Genomic DNA, 19,542 nt, shown 5'->3' with positions numbered 1-19,542 from the left:
GCGCGGGACGGCGGGTCGCGGTCGGCGGTCGCCTGGCCGGCTCTGCCGCCGATGGCGGCAGGCAAGGGCAAGGGTCCGATCAACCCGGCGTGTAGATCGCGTCCAGGCGGGCGCGCTCGGCCGGCGTCATCGCCTCGACTTCCGCCAGCGCATCGGCGCGGGTGCGCGACGTGCCCTGCTTGGCCCAGCCCGGCTTGGCCAGGTTGTTGTAGGTCAGGAAGAACCACTGCCGCTTGTCGGCCTTGGCGGCGGCCAGTTCGTTGGCCACCTGTTCGCCGGTCTTGCCACCGGTGGCGTGATCCGGCGCGATGCTGTAGCCGATCTCGGTATTGGTCTGGTGCCAGGTGCTGTTGGCGCTGGCCAGGGCCGGCACGGCCAGGGCGCCGCACAGGGCGAGGGTAGTGACAATGCGTTGCTTCATGAGGGTCTCCCAGTTTCAGTGACTTGCCGGGGCGGCTGGAGCGCCGCGCCTGCACGCTTCTGTCAAGCGGTGAAGACACTTTAAGGACGCGACCGCGTCAATTCGCCAACACGCCGATTACGAATTCGTAAGGCGCGCGAACCTTACGGAAATGTCATTTTTCTGTCGAGGATCTGACGAGGACCGTTGGATAGAGTGCCCACCAATGCCTGCCTCAGCCCGAGTCCGTGGCGCTCTCCCTTGGTTGACCTCATGCGTTTATCCCCGATACCGCTCGCCCTGGCGGCGGCCCTGTGCCTCACGCCGGCCTGGGCCCAGCCCGGCCCCGCCAGTCCCACGCCTTCCCCGCGCGCCACACCAGCGGGCCAGGTGTTGACGCTGGAACAGGCGCTGGCGACCGCCTATGAACGCAGCCCGCTGCTGGCGGCCGCCCGCAACGAAGCCGCGTCCAGCGAAGGCCAGCTCACACAGGCCGGCGTCATTCCGAATCCCAGCATCGAGGTCGGCATCGACGACAACCGCCGCACCACGCGCACCACCACCACGACCTTGAGCATGCCGGTGGAACTGGGCGGCAAGCGCGCCGCGCGCGTCAAGGCCGCCGGCCTGGCGCGCGACATTGCCCAGCGCGACCTGTCGAGCGCGCGCGCCGACCTGCGCGCCGCCGTCATCGCCGCCTTCTTCGACGTGGCGGTGGCGCAGGAAACCGTGCGCGTGTCGCAGGGCACCGTGGAGATCGCGCAGAACGCCCTGCGCCTGGCCGAACGGCGCGTCGCGGCCGGCAAGGCGCCGCCGCTGGAAAGCAGCAAGGCCCGCGTCGAACTGGCCAACTCGCGCATCGAGGCGCGCGCGGCCGACAGCGCGCTGCAGGCCGCGCGCCGCAAGCTGGGGCAACTGTGGGGCGCGCCGCAGCCGGATTTCGCGCAGGTCGGCGCCGACCTGGGCACGCTGCCGCGGCGCGAGGCCATCGACGACCTGCGGGCCGCGCTGGCCACGTCGCCGCGCATGGAGGCAGGGCGCCTCTCGGTCGAAATGGGCCGGGCGCAGCTGGAGGTCGAGAAAAGCAAGCGCTATCCGGACATCACCCTGAGCGCCGGCGTCGCCCGCGACAACGAGCAGGGCCGCAACAAGGCGCAGTTCGGCGTGGCGATCCCGCTGCCGCTGTTCGACCGCAACCAGGGCAACGTCTACTCGGCCACGATGCAGTCGTACAAGGCGCAGGACATGTACCGCGAGCTGGAATCGCGCCTGACCGCCGACCTGCTGCAATCCGTATCGCAATTCGACCTGGCCGCCAACTCGGCGCGCGAGTACCGCGCCACCGTTCTGCCGGGCGCCGCCGAAGCCTACGACAGCGCCCGCAAAGGCTTCGAGGCCGGCAAGGTGAGCTTCCTGGAAGTGCTGGACGCGCAACGCACCCTGTCGCAAGGAAACATCGGCTACCTGAACGTCCTGGCCAGCGCCTATCAGGCTTCGGCGGACATCGATCGCATTCTCGGACGTTGAACCCTACCTTCCCCATGACCATGCATACCGCGCTTTCCGCCTTTACCCGTCCGGCGCTGGCCGTCGCCCTGTCCGCCGCCTGCCTGCTGGCGCTGGCCCTGCCAGGGCCGGCCCTGGCCGATGCCGGGCACGGCCAGGCCCCCGCCGGCTCCGATACGCGCGTTGCCGCCGACAGCACGGCCACGCCGCAAGACCATGATGAAGACAAGATCACGCTGAGTCCCGAGCAGATCCAGGCCGCCGATCTCGGGATCGAAACGGCCGGTCCCGCGCGCCTGGAGACGACGGCGCAATTTCCCGGCGAGATCAAGTTCAACGCCGACCGCACCGCGCATGTGGTGCCGCGGCTGGCCGGCGTGGTGCAGGAAGTGTCGGCGGACCTGGGCCAGCAGGTAAAGAAGGACGATCTGCTGGCGGCGCTGTCGAGCACCGCGCTGTCGGAACTGCGCAGCGAATGGCTGGCCGCCAGCAAGCGCCGCGACCTGGCCGCCGCCACGCACCAGCGCGAACTCAAGCTGTGGCGCGAAAAAGTGTCCGCCGAGCAGGACTACCAGCAGGCCCGCACCGCGCTGCAGGAGGCGCAGATCGCGGTGCAGAACGCCGCGCAGAAGCTGGCGGCCATTGGCGCGCCGCCGCAGTCCAAGGACCTGAGCCGGCTGGAGATCCGCGCGCCGTTCGATGGCGTGGTGGTCGAAAAACACATCGCCCTGGGCGAGGCGCTGGCCGACACCGCCAGCATCTTCACGCTGTCGGACCTGCGCACCGTCTGGGCCGAGTTCGTGATCGCGCCCAAGGACCTGCAGGACGTGCGCGTGGGCGAAGCCGCCAGCGTCGCCTCGGCGGCCTTCTCCGGCCAGGCCCGCGGCAAGGTGTCGTACATCGGCTCGCTGCTGGGCCAGCAGACCCGCACGGCCACGGCCCGGGTCACGCTCGACAACCCCGACATGGCCTGGCGTCCGGGGCTGTTCGTCTCCGTCAACGTGGTCACCAGCAGCGCCGACGTGCCGGTGGCGGTGGCGGCCGACGCGGTCCAGACGGTCGAGAACGAATCGGTGGTGTACGTCGAAGCGCCGGGCGGCTTCCTGGCGCAGCCGGTCAAGCTCGGCCGCGCCTCCGGCGAGCAGGTCGAAGTGCTGTCGGGCCTGGCCGCCGGCACCCGCTATGTCGCGCGCAACGCCTTCGTGCTGAAGGCCGAGCAGGGCAAGGCCAGCGCCAGCCACGCGCACTGAGCCGGAGCATCCAGACATGTTCGAACGCCTGATCCGCTTCGCCATCGAACAACGGTGGCTGGTCCTTTTCGTCACCCTGGGCGTTGCCGCCATCGGGGTCTACAACTACACCCGGCTGGCCATCGACGCCGTGCCGGACATCACCAATGTGCAGGTGCAGATCAACGTTGGCGCGCCCGGCTATTCGCCGCTCGAAACCGAACAGCGGATCACCTATCCGATCGAGACCGTCATGGCCGGCCTGCCCGGGTTGCAGCAGACACGCTCGCTGTCGCGCTACGGCCTGTCGCAGGTGACGGTGATCTTCAAGGACGGCACCGACATCTATTTCGCGCGCCAGCTGGTCAACCAGCGGCTGCAGGAGGCCAAGGAAAGCCTGCCCGAGGGCATCACGCCGACCATGGGCCCGATCTCCACCGGCCTGGGCGAGATCTACCTGTGGACAGTGGAGGCCGAGCCAGGCGCGAAGAAGGAGGACGGCAGCCCCTACACTCCCACGGACCTGCGCGAAATCCAGGACTGGGTCATCAAGCCGCAGCTGCGCAACATCACCGGCGTCACCGAGATCAACTCGATCGGCGGCTTCGCCAAGGAATACCAGGTGGCGCCCAACACCGAGCGGCTCGCGTCCTATGGCCTGTCGCTGACCGACATCATGGCGGCGCTGGACCGCAACAACGCCAACGTCGGCGCCGGCTATATCGAGCGCAAGGGCGAGCAGTACCTGATCCGCGCGCCGGGGCAGGTGCGCTCCATCGACGACATCCGCGACGTGGTGCTGACCGCCGTCGACGGCCAGGCCATCCGCATCCGCGACGTGGCCGACGTCAGCATCGGCCGCGAACTGCGCACCGGCGCCGCCACCGACAACGGCCAGGAAGTGGTGCTGGGCACGGTGTTCATGCTGATCGGCGAAAACAGCCGCTCGGTGTCGCAGGCGGTGTCGGCGCGCATCGACGCCATCAACAAGACCCTGCCGCCCGGCATCAAGGCCGTCACCGTGTACGACCGCAGCAACCTGATCGACAAGGCCATCGCCACGGTCAAGAAAAACCTGCTGGAAGGCGCGACCCTGGTGATCGTGATTCTGTTCCTGTTCCTGGGCAACATCCGCGCCGCGCTGATCACCGCCATGGTGATCCCGCTGTCGATGCTGTTCACCTTCACCGGCATGGTCACGTACAAGGTCAGCGCCAACCTGATGAGCCTGGGCGCGCTGGACTTCGGCATCATCGTCGACGGCGCCGTGGTGATCGTCGAGAACTGCGTGCGGCGCCTGAGCCACGCGCAGGAACACCAGGGCCGGCCCCTGAGCCGCAGCGAGCGCTTTCACGAGGTGTTCGCCGCCGCGCGCGAGGCTCGCCGGCCGCTGCTATTCGGCCAGCTCATCATCATGGTGGTGTACCTGCCGATCTTCGCGTTGACGGGGGTCGAAGGACGCATGTTCCACCCCATGGCGCTGACCGTGGTGCTGGCGCTGCTGGGCGCGATGATCCTGTCCGTCACCTTCGTGCCGGCGGCGGTGGCGCTGTTCATCGGCAAGAAGGTGTCGGAAAAGGAGAACCGCCTGATGCTGTGGGCCAAGCGCCGCTACGCGCCGCTGCTGGACCTGGCGCTGCGCCGCACGCCGCTGGTGCTGGCCGGCGCCACCCTGTTCGTGGCGCTGTGCGGCGTGATCGCCTCGCGCATGGGCAGCGAGTTCATCCCCAACCTGAACGAAGGCGACATCGCCATCCAGGCGCTGCGCATTCCCGGCACCAGCCTGAGCCAGTCGCTGGAGATGCAGAAGCAGCTGGAAACCCGGCTGAAGCAGAAATTCCCCGAGATCGAGCGCGTCTTCGCCCGCACCGGCACCGCCGAGATCGCCTCCGACCCGATGCCGCCCAACATCTCCGACGGCTACATCATGCTCAAGCCCAAGGATCAATGGCCCGCCCCGCGCAAGACCCAGGCCGAGCTGCTGCGCGCGATCCAGGAAGAAGCGGCGCAGATGCCGGGCAACAACTATGAGTTCTCGCAACCGATCCAGCTGCGCTTCAACGAATTGATCTCCGGCGTGCGCAGCGACGTGGCCGTCAAGATCTTCGGCGACGACAACGACGTGCTCAACCGCTCCGCCGCCGAGGTCGCGCAGGTACTGCAGGCCATTCCCGGCGCCTCCGAAGTCAAGATCGAGCAGACCACCGGCCTGCCGGTGCTGACGGTCAACATCGACCGCGCCCGCGCCGCCCGCTACGGCTTGAGCCTGGCCGACGTGCAGGACACCCTGGGCATTGCCATCGGCGGCCGCGAAGCCGGCACCTTCTTCCAGGGCGACCGCCGCTTCGACATCGTGGTGCGTCTGCCGGAAGCCGTGCGCGAGAGCATCCCGGCGCTGCGCAAACTGCCCATCGCCCTGCCCAGGAGCGAGGGACAGGCGCAGACCGCCTACATCCCGCTGTCCGAGGTGGCCAGCTTCGACCTGGCGCCCGGCCCCAACCAGATCTCGCGCGAGGACGGCAAGCGCCGCATCGTCGTCAGCGCCAACGTGCGCGGCCGCGACCTGGGCTCCTTCGTGGCCGACGCCGAGGCGGCGCTGGCCGAGAAGATCAAGGTCCCGGCCGGCTACTGGACCGCCTGGGGCGGCACCTTCGAACAGCTGCAGTCCGCGGCGCAGCGCCTGCGAATCGTGGTGCCGGCGGCGCTGCTGCTGGTGTTCGGCTTGCTGTTCGCCATGTTCGGCAACATCAAGGACGGCCTGATCGTGTTCACCGGCATTCCCTTCGCGCTGACCGGCGGCGTCATCTCGCTGTGGCTGCGCGGCATTCCGCTGTCGATCACCGCGGCGGTGGGCTTCATCGCGCTGTGCGGCGTGGCGGTGCTGAACGGCCTGGTGCTGCTGTCGTTCATCAGCTCGCTGCGCGAGTCTGGCAAGCCGCTCGACCAGGCGGTGCGCGAAGGCGCCCTGACGCGCCTGCGGCCGGTGCTGATGACCGCGCTGGTGGCCTCGCTCGGCTTCGTGCCCATGGCGATCGCCACCGGCACGGGCGCCGAGGTGCAGCGGCCGCTGGCCACGGTGGTCATCGGCGGCATCATCTCCTCGACCATCCTGACGCTGCTGGTGCTGCCGGCGCTGTACCGGCTGATGCACCGCAAGGATGCCGAGGAGGCGGAGCTGGCGGAAAGCGAAGCGCAACGCCAGGAACGGCCCGCCGCCGGATGAACCGACGGGGTCATGCCCACGGCCTCGACCCTTGCGCAAATGTAATGTCGCCGTCCGGAAGCTGTCGAAGACGGCCCAATAAAGTGGCGAAACGCCGGCGCTTCACGGCCGGCGTGGCCCGTCAGCTCCACCTGAAAGTACCCAGACAATGCGTCCCTATCCTGATCTGCCGACCTTGCCACGTACCCCGCCGCGTCCGGTGCAGGTCTCCATCATCATTCCCTTCCTGAACGAACGCGAGGTACTGCCCCTGTGCCACGCGCGGCTGCGGCAGGTGCTGGACGCCCTGGGCGAACCCTGGGAAATCGTGTTCGTCGACGACGGCAGCCAGGACGGCAGCGCCGAATACCTGGCGGGCCTCATGGCGCGCGAGCCCGGGCTGAAGCTGGTGCGCCTGAGCCGCAACTTCGGCAAAGAGGCCGCCATGACGGCGGGCCTGGAGCATGCCATGGGCGCGGCTGTTATCCTGCTGGACGCCGACCTGCAGGACCCGCCGGAACTGATCCCGGACATGGTGCGGGCCTGGCGCGAGGGCGCCGACGTGGTCTGCATGCGGCGCCGCAGCCGCGCGGGCGAAAGCTGGCTCAAGCGCGCCTCGGCCTATGCCTACTACCGGCTGCTCAGCCGCCTGAGCCGGGCCGCGATCCCGCCGGACACCGGCGATTTCCGCCTGATGAGCCGGCGCGCGGTCGACGCGCTGCTGCGGCTGCCCGAGAGATGCCGCTACATGAAGGGCCTGTACGCCTGGATCGGCATGCCCACCCGCGTCATCGACTACGACCGCGCTCCCCGCGCCGCCGGCGCCACCAAGTGGAACTATTTCGCGCTGCTGCGCCTGGCGATGGAAGGCATCACCTCGTTCTCCACCGCGCCGCTGCGCTGGGCCACGGCCGCCGGCGTGACGGCCGCCTTGCTCGGCGCGCTGTTTGGCCTGGCCATCATCTTCAAGACACTCATCTTCGGCGATCCCGTCGAGGGCTATCCCTCGCTGATGGCCATGATCACTTTCCTGAGCGGCATTCAGCTGATCACCATCGGCCTGCTGGGCGAATACATGGGCAAGACCTACATGGAAGCCAAGCAGCGGCCCGTCTACCTTGTGAGCGAGGTGCAGCACAGCGCCGCGGCGGTCCTGCCGCTGGCCGACACCGGCAAGGGTCCGCATGCGGTTAACTTCTAGGGGCCTGCTGCTGGGTCTGGGCCTCATCCTGGCGTTGCGGCTGCTGGCAATGACGCTGATGCCGCTGGCCGACACCTCCGAACCGCGCTATGCCGAAATCGCCCGGCTGATGGCGCAATCGGGCGACTGGATCACCCCGTGGTTCGAGCCGGGCGTGCCGTTCTGGGGCAAGCCGCCGCTCGCGTTCTGGGCGCCGGCGCTGTCGATCCGGCTGCTCGGCCTGTCGGAACTGGCGGTGCGCCTGCCATCGTGGCTGGCCATGCTGGGCGTGCTGGCGCTGGTGCATGCGTGCGGCCGCCGCCTGCACGGCGAACAGGCGGCGCGCTGGGCCACGCTGCTGTTCGCCACCATGCTGCTGCCGTTCGCCAGCGCCGGCGCGGTGCTGACCGACGCGTTCCTGGCGCTGGGCATCACGCTGTCGATGGTCTCCTTCCTGCTGGCGCCACGCGAGCCCCGCCCATGGTGGCGTTATGGATTCTTTGCAGGCCTGACGATCGGCCTGCTGTCCAAGGGGCCGCTGGCGGTGGTGCTGACGGCCGCCGCGATCGTGCCGTGGATGCTGTGGCACCGCAATGGACGCGCACAGCTGCAAGCCCTGCCCTGGGCCAGCGGCATCGCCCTGACGCTGATGCTGGCGCTGCCCTGGTACATCGCCGCCGAACTCAAGACGCCAGGGTTCCTGCGCTACTTCATCATCGGTGAACACTTCCTGCGCTTCGTCGATCCGGGCTGGCAGGGCGACCGCTACGGCTCGGCCCACCAACGGCCTTACGGCGCCATCTGGCTGGACTGGCTGCTGGCGACCCTGCCATGGGGCCTGGTCTGGCTTGGCCTGTTGCTTTGGCCGCGTCGCCAAGCGCCGCTACGCCAGCGCGTGCCGACGGCCTTGCGCGACCCAGCCACGACCTACCTGCTGGCCTGGGCGCTGGCCACGCCGGCCTTCTTCACGCTGTCGGGCAACATCCTGTGGACCTATGTGCTGCCGGCGCTGCCGCCGGTGGCGCTGGCGCTCGGCAACCAGGCCAGCCAGTGGCGCGCGGCGCGCCCGGGCAGGCTGCTGCTGGCGGGCATGGCGCTGGCGCCGGCCGCCGCGCTGGCGCTGGCGCTGCTGGCATGGGCCCGGCCGGTTCACTACAAGACGGAGAAGCAGCTGGTGCAACAGGCCGAAGCCGCCATGCGGGAAGGCGACAGGCTTTACTTCGTCGACAGCCGCCCGTTCTCGGCCCGCTACTATTCGCGCGATACCGCCGGTCTGATCGAGCCCGCCGACCTGGCCGCCGTGCTGCCGGAACCCGGCCAGCGGGTTTTCCTGGCGGTCCCCAAGGACGAGGCTGGCAGCTTGCTGGCGGGCTGGCACGGTACGGTAACGCCCCTGTACTCGAGCCGGCGCTACACCTTGCTGCGGGTGGCGGGCGCCACTGCGCGCTGAAGCGCCAGCGTCTCAGCGCGGGCCGCGCAGCCGCATCAGGCTGAGGATCTCGAACAGGATCTGCGCCCCCGCATGCGCCGTGTTGGCGGTGGCGTCATACGACGGCGCCACTTCCACCAGGTCGCCGCCAACGATGTCCAGGCCCGCCAGCCCCCGCAGCATGGCCTGGGCCTCGCGCACCGTCACGCCGCCAACCTCGGGCGTGCCGGTGCCGGGCGCGAAAGCGGGATCCAGGCAATCGATGTCGAATGACACATACACGGGCGCGTCGCCGACGATGGCTCGCGCCTGGGCGATGATAGCGTCCACCCCAAGCCGCGGAATGTCCTCCGCATGGATCACGGTCATGCCGGATTCATACGAGAACTCCCACAGGTATTCGGCCGATCCACGGATGCCGATCTGGATCGTGCGCGTCGGGTCGAGCACGCCTTCCAGCACCGCCTGGCGGAATGGCCCGCCGTGATGGAAGCGGCTGCCGTCGAAGGGACCGCCGGTGTCGCAATGCGCATCGAAATGCACCAGCGCCACAGGCTGCCGGGCGCCCAGCGCCCGCAGGATGGGCAGTGTCACGGAATGGTCGCCGCCCACCGAGAGCGGCGCGACACCGGCTGCCACGAGTTTCTCGTAGGCCGCGTGGATGTCCTCGTGCGACTGTTCCAGGCTGTAGCGGCTGCGCATCGGCACGTCGCCGATGTCGGCCACGCGCAGCTCGCGCACCGGCGCGCACTTGAGCGCATGGTTGTAGGGGCCGACCCGCTCGATGGCGCGCAATGCGCGCGGCCCGAAGCGACAGCCGCTGCGGTTGCTGGCGCCCAGGTCCATCGGCACGCCCAGCAGCGCCACCTGCAGGTCGCCGAAATCCGGTTGGGTCCAGTCGACCTGCCGCGCCGGCGCGTCGAGCAATGTCGGCATGCCGGCATAGGGCGCGCTGCGGGTGCCGCTGTCGTCGATGACGTTGGCCGCCACCGCGCGAAAGTGCGGATCGTGGATGACGGCTTCGTTGGCGCCGCCGAACCGGGCGCGCAACGCGGCCAGCTTCTCGGGGGTGAAACTCATGGGGTGCTCCTGGAAGATGAATCGCCGTGAACCGGCGCCGCCGCCTGTCCGATCAGGCTGACGATGATGAAACTGACGGCGCTGACGGCCAGGCTGGCGTAGATCGGCGTGTTGGCCGCCAGGCCGTCGCGGATCATGAAGCCGATCGCCGTGGCGCAGCCCAGCAGCATGCTGGCGATCGCGCCGGCGGTCGTTCCACGGCGCCACCAGATGGCGCCCAGGATCGGCACCAGCATGCCGCCGACCAGCAGGTTGTAGGCGCAGGTCAACGCGTCCAGCACGTCGTCGACCACCAGCGCGATGCCGAGCGTAGCCAGGCCGACCAGCAGCGTCATCAGGCGATGGCTGCGCACGTGGGTAAAGCCGCGGCCGCCGCGCAAGGCCGGCAGCAGGTCCTCGGCCAACACGGTGGAAGAGGCCAGCATCGCCGCGCTGGCGGTGGACATCATTGCCGCCAGCGCCGCCGCGATCACCAGGCCACGGATGCCCGCGGGCAACTCGGCCTGGACGATGGCGGCAAAGGCGTTGTTGACGTTGTCCAGGTCGGGCAGCAAGACCCTGGCGGTCATGCCGATCAGCGCGCCCACCAGGCCATAGACGATGCAATACAGCCCCGCCGCCGCCCCCGCCAGCCTCGCCACCCGCTCGCTGCGGGCGGTAAAGACGCGTTGCCAGATGTCCTGGCCGATCAGGATGCCGAAGAAATAGATCAGGAAGTACGTCACGATGGTGGGCCAGCCGATCGCGATCGGCTCGAAACTGGCCGCCGGCAACTTCGCCACCAACTGATCCCACCCGCCGACCCGCGACAGACAGATCGGCAGCAGCACGGCCATCAGGCCAACGGTCTTGATCAGGAACTGCACGATGTCGGTCAGGGTCAGCGACCACATGCCGCCCACCGCCGAATACACCACCACCACGCCGCCGCCCACCAGGATCGCCAGCCAGAATGGCATGTCGAACAGCACCTGCATCACCGTGCCGGTCGCGATCACCGAGGTCGCGGCCAGCATCAGCGCGTAGGCCATCATCACCAGCGCGCTGACATGCCGGGTGCGCGCGCTGTAGCGGAACTCCAGGATCTGCGTCACGGTGAAGATGCGCAGCTTCAGCAGCGGCCGGGCCAGGAACACGTTCAGCACGATGATGCCCAGGCCCAGCATGGCGCACAGCCAGAACCCCGAGATGCCATGCACATACCCCAGCCGCACCGTGCCGACGGTGCTGGCGCCGCCCAGCACCGTGGCCGCCATGGTGCCCATGTAGAAGGCCGGTCCGAGATTGCGCCCCGCCACCAGGAAATCCTCGTGCGTCCTGGCGCGCCGCATCCCATACCACCCCAGCAACAGCATCGCGGCCAGGTAGGCCACGACTACACCGATGTCCAGAACCATGTTCTTCCCCTTGTTTCGTCACGTGCGGCATGGGCCATCGAGCGCCGCCGGCAAAACAGCTATTGAAATAGAAGTGAATCTGGAAAAAGCATCCTTCCAGACCCCGGTTCGCGCGCTTGCCGGCGCCAGCGCCGGCCTTGCATCGAATCGACAACCCGGGTGGAATAATAGAAATCCGGGCTTTTTCCATCCATGCCTAGTTCGGAAAATTCACATCGATGCTCATCGATGTTTTGTCGGTGATTACCCTATGCTCTCGAACGTTTCCGACCTCGACCTGCGCCTGATCCGCGTCTTCCTCACCATCGTCGACGCCGGCGGCGTCTCCGCCGCGCAGGCGCTGCTGGGGGTGGGCCAGTCCACCATCAGCAGCCAACTGGCCACGCTGGAGACCCGCCTGGGTTTCACCCTGTGCGAACGCGGCCGCGGCGGCTTTCGCCTGAGCGCCAAGGGGCAGCGCTTCGACAAGCTGGCGCGGCGCGCGCTGGCCTCGCTGGACGACTTCAGCGCGCAGGCGCGCAACATGCACCGGCAACTGGTCGGCAACCTCACGCTTGGCCTGATCGGCAACGCCACCATGGCGCAGAACGCGCGCATCGGCCACGCCATCGAGAAATTCCGCCGGCGCGACGAAGCGGTGCGCCTGTCGGTGCTGATCCGCAGCCCGCGCGAACTGGAGGAACTGATCCTGAAAGACGAAATGCAGGTAGCCATCGGCTATTTCCTGCACCGCGTGCCGATGCTGGACTACACGCCGCTGTTCCAGGAAAGGCAGGTCGCCTACTGCGGCGCCAGCCATCCGCTGGCGGCGCGCGCCGGCCGCGTCACCGAAGCGGACATCGCCGACGCCGACTGGACCTGGCGCACCTATCCACTGCCGGAATCGTCGTTCGCCGGCCGCCCGCGCCACATCACCTCGGAAGCCGACAACATGGAGGCCGCGCTGATCCTGATCCTGTCGGGCGCGCACCTGGGCTACCTGCCCGAGCACTACGCCGCGCCCTACGTGACGGCCGGCCTGCTGCACGCGCTGGACGCCGACGCCTATCACTACGACGTCGAGATCAGCATGGTGGCCAAACGGCGCAGCCACCTGGATGACATCGCCGCGGCCTTCCTGGAAGACATGCGCGCGGCGCTGCTGGCAGCGCCGGACGCCACGCCGTGATATACCTGTGCCGCGCGCGGCGCCCGTCCACGGGCCTTGCGCGCCGCATACCAGGAGCCCGCATGTCCACTACCGCCACCCTGAATTCCGCCGCCGGCGCGCCGCGCCGCATGACCGCCCCGGCATTTCGCGCCCGCAAGCGCGCCGAACCCCTGGTCATGCTCACCGCCTACACCGCGCGCATGGCCGAACTGCTGGATCCGCACTGCGACGCGCTGCTGGTGGGCGACAGCCTGGCGCAGACCATCTACGGCCTGCCGTCCACCGTGCCCGTCACGCTGGACATGATGATCGCGCACGGCGCCGCGGTGGTGCGCGGCGCGCGCCAGGCCCTGGTGGTGGTCGACATGCCGTTCGGCAGCTACGAGGAAAGCCCGGAGCAGGCCTTCCGTTCGGCCGCCCGCGTCCTGAAGGAAACCGGCGCCAGCGCCGTCAAGCTGGAAGGCGGCCAGGCCATGGCGCCGGCGATCGCCTATCTGTCGGCGCGTGGCATTCCGGTCATGGCGCACATCGGCCTGACGCCGCAGGCGGTCAACATCCTTGGCGGCTATGGCGCCCGCGGCCGGGGCGATGCCGAATACGCCCGCATCGCCGCCGACGCCACGGCGGTTGCCGAGGCCGGCGCCTTCGCCGTGGTGATCGAAGGCGTGGTCGAGCCGCTGGCGCTGGCCATCACCGAGGCGATCGCCTGCCCCACGATCGGCATCGGCGCCTCCGCCGGCTGCGACGGCCAGGTGCTGGTGGTGGACGACATGCTCGGCATGTTCGAGCGCACCGCCCGCTTCGTCAAACGCTACGACACCCTGGCCGACCGCATCCAGGCGGCCGCGCGCGATTACGCCGCCGACGTGCGCGCGCGCCGCTTTCCCGAGTCGCAGCACCTGTACGGCTGAATCCGGCCCGCGCGCTTTTATCGCTAGAATCAAGCCATGCCTGTTTCCCGCGCCCGCCGCCTGCCATGAATCCGCCCCGCCACGACACGCCCCAATTGCAGGACGCCATCGCCGATGCGATCAGCACCGCCACGCGCGGCGCGGGACGCGTCAACATCCTGGTGGCCGGCAAGACCGGCGTGGGCAAGAGCACGCTCATCAACGCCGTGTTCCGCGGCGAGCTGGCCAAGACAGGCGCCGGCAAGCCGGTCACCCAGACCACGCAGGAATTCTCGCGGCCCGGCCACCCCCTGACCATCATCGACACCCGTGGCCTGGAAGTGGGCGACTACGCCCGCTCACGCCAGCAATTGGCCGACCTGATCCGCGAACGCTCCGCCGCGGATGACCAGGACCGGCACCTGCACGCCGCCTGGCTGTGCATCCAGGACAGCGGCCACCGCGTCGAAGACGCCGAAATCGAACTGAGCGCCCTGCTGGCCGACGCCGGCATCCCGGTTATCGTCGTGCTCACCAAGGCGCGCAAGAACAGTCCTTTCCTGGAACAGGCGCGCGCCCTGTTGCCGCGCGCGCGCCAGGTGGTGGCGGTACGCGCGCTGCCCGAACGCATCGAGGAACTGGACGCGGACCTGCCGCCGATGGGACTGGACGCGCTGATCGAAGCCACCGCCCAGTACATCCCCGAATCACAGCAGCGCGCTTATGCCAATGCGCTATCGACCCGCAACCAGAAAGCGCTGGAAGTAAAAAAAAAGCGGGCTGAAATAGAAGTGAACATCGCGGCCGGACTGGCCGCGTCCGCCGCCGCCGCGCCGATTCCGTTTTCCGATGCGGTGGCGCTGGTGCCGATCCAGGTCGGCATGATCGCCAAGATCGGCATCACCTTCGGCATGGAGCTGAACACCGCCGCCATCAGCACGCTCGTCACTTCCTCGCTGGGCGCGTCGGCGGCCACGCTGGTCGGGCGTTCGGTGGTATCGGGCCTGCTCAAGTTCATCCCCGGCGCCGGCAGCGCCGTGGGCGGCACCATCGCCGCCACCACCGCCGGTGCCATCACCAAACTGCTGGGCAACGCCTATGTCGCGGTGCTGTACGACTTCTGCCAGAAGCATCCGGGCCAGGATCTCGACATCCCGATGATCACCCAGGCCTTGAAGCAGCGCATGAAACCGTGACAGCCCGCGCGCGGCGCGCCACGTCCCGCGTCAGTCCCTGAGCAGCGCCTGCGTGTCGCGGACCACCCGGACGGTGGTCTGGCGGGCACGCACCAATCCGAACAGATCCTTCGGATCGGCCAGTTGCGGCGCCACTTCGACGCGCGTGCCGATGCCGTGCTTGAGCGCGCTGTCGCGCAGCCAGCGCAGCGCCGAAAAATCCTCCAGCGCAAAGCCGACCGAGTCGAACAGGGTGACGTCGCGGGCATCGCCACGCCCGGCGCACTGGCCCGTCAGCACGCGCCACAGTTCGGTCACGGCGAAGTCCGCCGGCATCTGCTGCAGATCGCCTTCGATGCGGGTCTGCGGCTCGTACTCGACGAACACCGGTCCAGCGCGCAGCACATCCGCGTGCAGCTCGGTCTTGCCGGGGCAGTCGCCACCCACCGCATTGATGTGCATGCCCGGCTCGATCATATCGGCCGTCAGGATGGTGGCGTAGGCCTTGTCGGCCGTGACGGTGGTCACGATATCGGTTCCCGCGACGGCCGCGGCAATGCTGTCGAAACGACGCAGGCGCAGCCCCGCCACGCCCGCCAGGTTGCGTGCCAGCTTGTCGGTGGCGGCGCCGTCAACGTCATACAGATGCAGGGTGTCGATACCCAGGATGTGATGGAATGCCAGGGCCTGGAACTCGCTTTGCGCGCCATTGCCGATCAAGGCCATGCGGCGCGATCCCGGACGCGCCAGGGCGCGCGCGGCCAGGGCGGAGGTGGCGGCGGTCCGCAGCGCGGTGGTCAACGTCAGTTCGCTGATCAGCAGCGGTTCGCCGGTGCTGACCCGCGCCAGCGCGCCAAAGGCCATCACCGTGCTCAGCCCGGCCAGCGGATTGCCCGGATGGCCGTTGACGTACTTGAAACTGTAGAGCTCGTGGTCGGCGGTGGGCATCAGTTCGATCACGCCGGCCGCCGAGTGGCTGGCGACGCGCGCGCTCTTGTCGAACTCCTGCCAGCGCAGGAAATCGGCCAGCAGATAATCCAGCAGGTCTTCGAATACCTTGCGCGGGCCCTGCGCGGCCACGATTTTCGCGACGTCGGTGGTGGTGAGCAGTGTCGTCATTATTTTCCCCTGATGTATCGGTAGGGAAATTCTGGCCGATGGGCCGGTCAATGCCTAGCGTCCACTTTCCACACAAAACGCGGCGAACTTGCCATTCTGGCAACGGCCGATGCCACTTGTCGCAATCCGGCCGCGGCGCCGCCGGATCCAGGCTGCCCGGATATAGAAATATGCATGGCGCTCATGCCTGCGCGTTATGCATGGCGGACGCGATTTCCTGCCGCAATGGGGCAAATACGTCGACATATCAAGCGCTTGGCGCGATGCCGCGGCACCCGCGAGCCGCTTCGCGGCCGCCGCCGCCGGGTTTGTCGTTTCCCGCCCGCACATGCATGCTTGAGCCTGCGGCGACGCGTCGGGACGGCTTCCGGCGCGCCCGCGCGCCCCATAACGCACACACCGCCCGCATGCAGCATGCCTTGAGCGGACCTGGAGATCGATATCGTGAGCAATGCATCCCCCGCCCGCAAGATGGGCCTGGCCGTCGCCCAGATGGGCGCCGTCAATCTTGCCGACAGCCGCCAGGCCGTGGTCAAGCGCCTGGTCGAGATGCTGCGGGAGGCCGCCGGCCGCAAGGCCGAATTCGTGGTGTTCCCCGAACTGGCGCTGACCACGTTCTTTCCGCGCTATTGGATGGACGACGCCGAGGCGGTCGAGCGTTTCTTCGAGAAATCCATGCCCAACGCCGACGTGCAGCCGCTGTTCGACACGGCCCGGGAACTGGGCGTGGGCTTTTACCTGGGCTATGCCGAACTCACCCCCGAAGGCCGCCAGTTCAACAGCGCCATCCTGGTCGACCGCAACGCCCGCATCATCGGCAAATACCGCAAGATCCACCTGCCAGGCCATTCCGACCACAAGCCCGACGCCCCCTTCCAGCATCTGGAGAAGAAATTCTTCGAAGTCGGCGACCTGGGATTCGGTGTCTGGGAAATGGACCGCACCCGGATCGGCATGTGCCTGTGCAACGACCGCCGCTGGCCCGAAACCTACCGCGTCATGTCGCTGCAGAGCGCCGAGCTGATCGTGCTGGGCTACAACACGCCGTCACTCAATATCCATTGGGACGAGCCCGCGCACCTGCGCACCACCACGCACGAAATCGTGCTGCAGGCCAGCGCTTACCAGAACGCGGTCTGGATCGGCGCCGCGGCCAAGTGCGGCCACGAGGACGGCCATCACATGATCGGCAGTTCCATGATCGTGGCGCCGTCCGGTGAAATCGTGGCGCGCGCCAGCAGCGAGGAAGACGAAGTCATTACCGCCCGCATCGACCTCGGCCTGGGCCAGGCCTTCCGCGACCACGTCTTCAATTTCGCCAAGCACCGCAGCCCGCAGCATTACCGGCTGATCGTCGAACGCACCGGCGCCGGCGATCCCCTGCCCACCGCCCGGCCGGATTGACCGCCGTGGCGGCCGGCCCTAATCCTGCCCGGTCCCGGACCGCAGTTCGGCCGGCAGGTATTCGCGCATGACCTCGATGAAGCGGCGCAGGCGGGCCGGCTGCAATCGCGAAGGCGCATAGATCAGGTAGACGGGCAGGGGCGCGGCGCGCCAGGCCGGCGCCAGTTGCACCAGCCGCCCGCTGGCCAGTTCATCCCGCAAGGCCCACGCCGACGCGATGCCCACGCCCAGGCCCAGCAGCGCCGCGCGGCGCAAGGCATACAGCCCATCGGTGGACAGGCGCGGCTGGATCTCGAAGCGGGACACCTCGCCGGTCTCCACGTGGGTCAGGCTCACCTCGTTGCGGTAGAACGTGCGCAGCGCCAGCCATGGCAGGCGCGCCAGTTCCGACGGATGCTCGGGCACGGGTCCGCCATCCAGCAATGACGGCGCCGCCATCACGCTGCGCGGCACCTCGCCCAGCTTGAGCGCGACCACGGAAGGGTCCTGCACCGCCCCGACCTTGATCGCGCAATCGATATTCTCCGCGATGAAATCCGGCACGCGGTCATGCAGCAGCCATTCGACCCGCATGCGGGGATACTGGCGCAGGTATTGCGCCAAGGGCTCGACGAACTGGTTCTGGCCGAACGCGTGCGGCGCCACCACCCGCAGCGTGCCCGCCAGTTCCTCGCCAGCCCCACGCACGTCATTCTCGAACGACTGCCAGGTCGCCAGCAGCTCCCGGGCACGCTCGTAGCAGCGCTGGCCATCCTCCGTCAGGCGGATGGCGTGGGTCGAGCGTTGCAACAGCCGCACCCCAAGGGTGCGCTCCAGCAGCTGCAACCGACGACTGACGGTCGGTTGCGTGCCGCCGAGCTGCAGCGCGGCGGCCGACAGACTGCCGGCCTCCACGATGCGCACGAAGGTTTCGATCAACAACATGCGGTCGGTGCCGGTCGCGACGGCAAGGGCAGGGGTGCTCATACGCGTATCGTATAACGGATCTACCCCCAAGCCGGCTACCCAAGGCGGCTCGGTGCGCTCAGAATCTGCGCCATACGCACATGACGGTGCGCCATTCTGAACGGATTCCCCCCATGACCTCCGATACCCGGGCGCACGCCGCCCCCGCTTTCCACGAGCTTTCCGCGCGGCTGGTGCTGCTGCTGGCGATAGGCGCCGGCCTCGCGGTCGCGTCCCTCTATTACAACCAGCCGATGCTTGGCATCCTCGGCGCGGACCTGCGCGCCGGCACCGGCGAACTGGGCTGGATTCCCACGCTGACTCAGCTCGGTTATGCGTTTGGCATATTGACGCTGGCGCCGCTTGGAGACCGCTATGACCGCAAGCGCATCGTCCTCATCAAGGCGGGCGCCCTCAGCACCGCCTTGCTGCTGGCCGCGCTGGCGCAGGACATCGGCGTACTGCTGGCCGCCAGCTTCGCCATCGGCCTGTCCGCCACCCTGGCGCAGGACATCGTCCCCGCGGCCGCCACGCTGGCGCCGGCCGCCCACCGCGGCCGCATCGTGGGCACGGTGATGACGGGACTGCTGCTGGGCATCCTGCTGTCGCGCGTCGTCAGCGGGTTCGTCGCCGAACAGTTCGGTTGGCGCGCAATGTTCCTGGTCGCGGCGCTCTCGATCCTGGCGCTGGGCGCGGCCTTGTGGCGCGGCCTGCCGACGTTCGCGCCGACCACCGCGCTGCCTTACGTCGAATTGCTGCGCTCGCTGCCCCGACTCTGGCGCCAGCATGGCGAACTGCGACGCGCCGCGCTCGCGCAGGGACTGCTGTCGCTCGGCTTCAGCGCCTTCTGGTCGACCCTGGCGGTGATGCTGCACGGCGCGCCGTTCCACCTGGGCGCCGCCGCCGCCGGAGCCTTTGGCCTGGCGGGCGCGGCGGGCGCATTGGCCGCGCCCCTGGCAGGCCGCTACGCCGACCGGCGCGGCCCCAACGCCGTCAGCCGCCTGGGCGCCGCGCTCACCGCGGTTTCGTTCGCGGCCATAGCACTGCTGCCGCTGCTGTCGACGCAAGCCGCGCTGTGGCTGATCGCCGCCAGCGCCATCGGCTTCGACCTCGGCATCCAGGTGGCGCTGATCGCGCACCAGAGCATCGTCTACGGCATCGATCCCGGCGCCCGCAGCCGGCTCAACGCGGTGCTGATGGTCAGCGTGTTCATCGGCATGGCCGCCGGCGGGGCGCTGGGCAGCCTGGCGCTGGCACACTGGGGCTGGATCGGTGTCACGGTGGTCGCCACGACCGCGGCGGTCGGCGCGTTGCTGCTACGCGTGTGGTCCGCCCGGCGCCCGCGCCGTGACCGCGCCGGTTGCCCGGCCTGAGGTTGCCGCTGCGCGGTGGGTCGTCCGGCCCGCCGCGCTCGCGCCCCCCGCCGTGCGAAGGCC

Annotated in this window: 15 protein-coding genes; 10 read left to right on the top strand and 5 right to left on the bottom strand. The window is 68.7% G+C overall.

Annotated features, from left to right (window positions below; translation table 11 throughout):
- Positions 1-79: 79 nt before the first annotated feature.
- The gene (locus tag ACUTAG_RS15995; protein WP_006387256.1) at positions 80-421 is read right to left on the bottom strand and encodes a DUF4148 domain-containing protein; all 342 of its coding nucleotides are present in this window, start codon (positions 419-421) and stop codon (positions 80-82) included.
- A gap of 252 nt (positions 422-673) precedes the next feature.
- On the opposite strand from ACUTAG_RS15995, the gene ACUTAG_RS15990 reads away from it, so the two are divergent.
- The 5 genes from ACUTAG_RS15990 (at position 674) to ACUTAG_RS15970 (ending at position 8,967) form a co-directional block, all read left to right on the top strand.
- Positions 674-1,927: a TolC family protein gene (locus tag ACUTAG_RS15990; RefSeq protein WP_058665423.1), complete on the top strand. Its 1,254-nt coding sequence runs from the start codon at positions 674-676 to the stop codon at positions 1,925-1,927.
- A gap of 14 nt (positions 1,928-1,941) precedes the next feature.
- Positions 1,942-3,156 carry an efflux RND transporter periplasmic adaptor subunit gene (locus ACUTAG_RS15985; RefSeq protein ID WP_102964932.1) on the top strand — a complete coding sequence of 405 codons (1,215 nt, stop codon included), beginning with the start codon at positions 1,942-1,944 and terminating at the stop codon, positions 3,154-3,156.
- Positions 3,157-3,172: 16 nt separating this feature from the next.
- Positions 3,173-6,358, top strand: coding sequence for a CusA/CzcA family heavy metal efflux RND transporter (locus ACUTAG_RS15980; RefSeq protein ID WP_026383687.1), 3,186 nt, complete (start codon positions 3,173-3,175; stop codon positions 6,356-6,358).
- 148 nt (positions 6,359-6,506) lie between these two features.
- Entirely contained in the window at positions 6,507-7,538 is a 1,032-nt protein-coding gene (locus ACUTAG_RS15975; RefSeq protein ID WP_148317745.1) for a glycosyltransferase family 2 protein, read from the top strand.
- Positions 7,522-8,967, top strand: a complete 1,446-nt coding sequence (locus ACUTAG_RS15970) for an ArnT family glycosyltransferase (protein ID WP_148317747.1) — start codon at positions 7,522-7,524, stop codon at positions 8,965-8,967. The genes ACUTAG_RS15975 and ACUTAG_RS15970 overlap by 17 nt, the downstream gene beginning before the upstream one ends.
- A 12-nt stretch (positions 8,968-8,979) precedes the next feature.
- On the opposite strand, the gene speB is transcribed toward ACUTAG_RS15970, so the two are convergent.
- Together speB and ACUTAG_RS15960 are read right to left on the bottom strand one after the other, a co-directional pair.
- The gene (gene speB, locus ACUTAG_RS15965; RefSeq protein WP_006387249.1) at positions 8,980-10,026 is read right to left on the bottom strand and encodes an agmatinase; all 1,047 of its coding nucleotides are present in this window, start codon (positions 10,024-10,026) and stop codon (positions 8,980-8,982) included.
- Positions 10,023-11,423 (bottom strand): sodium:solute symporter, encoded by a 1,401-nt coding sequence (locus tag ACUTAG_RS15960; protein WP_148317749.1) that lies wholly within the window; start codon positions 11,421-11,423, stop codon positions 10,023-10,025. The genes speB and ACUTAG_RS15960 overlap by 4 nt, the downstream gene beginning before the upstream one ends.
- A gap of 250 nt (positions 11,424-11,673) precedes the next feature.
- On the opposite strand from ACUTAG_RS15960, the gene ACUTAG_RS15955 reads away from it, so the two are divergent.
- The 3 genes from ACUTAG_RS15955 to ACUTAG_RS15945 all read left to right on the top strand — a co-directional run bounded on the left by ACUTAG_RS15955 (position 11,674) and on the right by ACUTAG_RS15945 (position 14,659).
- Entirely contained in the window at positions 11,674-12,591 is a 918-nt protein-coding gene (locus ACUTAG_RS15955) for a LysR family transcriptional regulator (RefSeq protein ID WP_006387247.1), read from the top strand.
- Positions 12,592-12,653: 62 nt separating this feature from the next.
- Positions 12,654-13,484 carry a 3-methyl-2-oxobutanoate hydroxymethyltransferase gene (gene panB / locus ACUTAG_RS15950; protein ID WP_020925550.1) on the top strand — a complete coding sequence of 277 codons (831 nt, stop codon included), beginning with the start codon at positions 12,654-12,656 and terminating at the stop codon, positions 13,482-13,484.
- A 65-nt stretch (positions 13,485-13,549) separates the two neighbouring features.
- Entirely contained in the window at positions 13,550-14,659 is a 1,110-nt protein-coding gene (locus ACUTAG_RS15945) for a YcjF family protein (protein ID WP_006387245.1), read from the top strand.
- A 30-nt stretch (positions 14,660-14,689) separates the two neighbouring features.
- Here the strand turns inward: ACUTAG_RS15945 and ACUTAG_RS15940 are convergent, their stop codons facing one another.
- Positions 14,690-15,757 carry an ornithine cyclodeaminase gene (locus ACUTAG_RS15940; RefSeq protein ID WP_148317751.1) on the bottom strand — a complete coding sequence of 356 codons (1,068 nt, stop codon included), beginning with the start codon at positions 15,755-15,757 and terminating at the stop codon, positions 14,690-14,692.
- A 471-nt stretch (positions 15,758-16,228) separates the two neighbouring features.
- Here ACUTAG_RS15940 and ACUTAG_RS15935 point away from each other — a divergent pair, with 471 nt between their 5' ends.
- Complete coding sequence (locus ACUTAG_RS15935) at positions 16,229-17,161, top strand: N-carbamoyl-D-amino-acid hydrolase (protein ID WP_172561415.1); 933 nt, start codon at positions 16,229-16,231, stop codon at positions 17,159-17,161.
- A gap of 18 nt (positions 17,162-17,179) precedes the next feature.
- Here the strand turns inward: ACUTAG_RS15935 and ACUTAG_RS15930 are convergent, their stop codons facing one another.
- Positions 17,180-18,127: a LysR family transcriptional regulator gene (locus tag ACUTAG_RS15930; RefSeq protein ID WP_049055319.1), complete on the bottom strand. Its 948-nt coding sequence runs from the start codon at positions 18,125-18,127 to the stop codon at positions 17,180-17,182.
- 113 nt (positions 18,128-18,240) lie between these two features.
- Between ACUTAG_RS15930 and ACUTAG_RS15925 the strand changes: the two genes are divergently transcribed.
- Complete coding sequence (locus tag ACUTAG_RS15925; protein WP_446650247.1) at positions 18,241-19,479, top strand: MFS transporter; 1,239 nt, start codon at positions 18,241-18,243, stop codon at positions 19,477-19,479.
- Positions 19,480-19,542 lie beyond the last annotated feature (63 nt).

The sequence above is a fragment of the Achromobacter sp. CSND-B12 genome (assembly GCF_052906545.1).
Note: the sequence above shows the minus strand (reverse complement) of the source record. Positions and strands in the feature narration are given on the sequence as shown.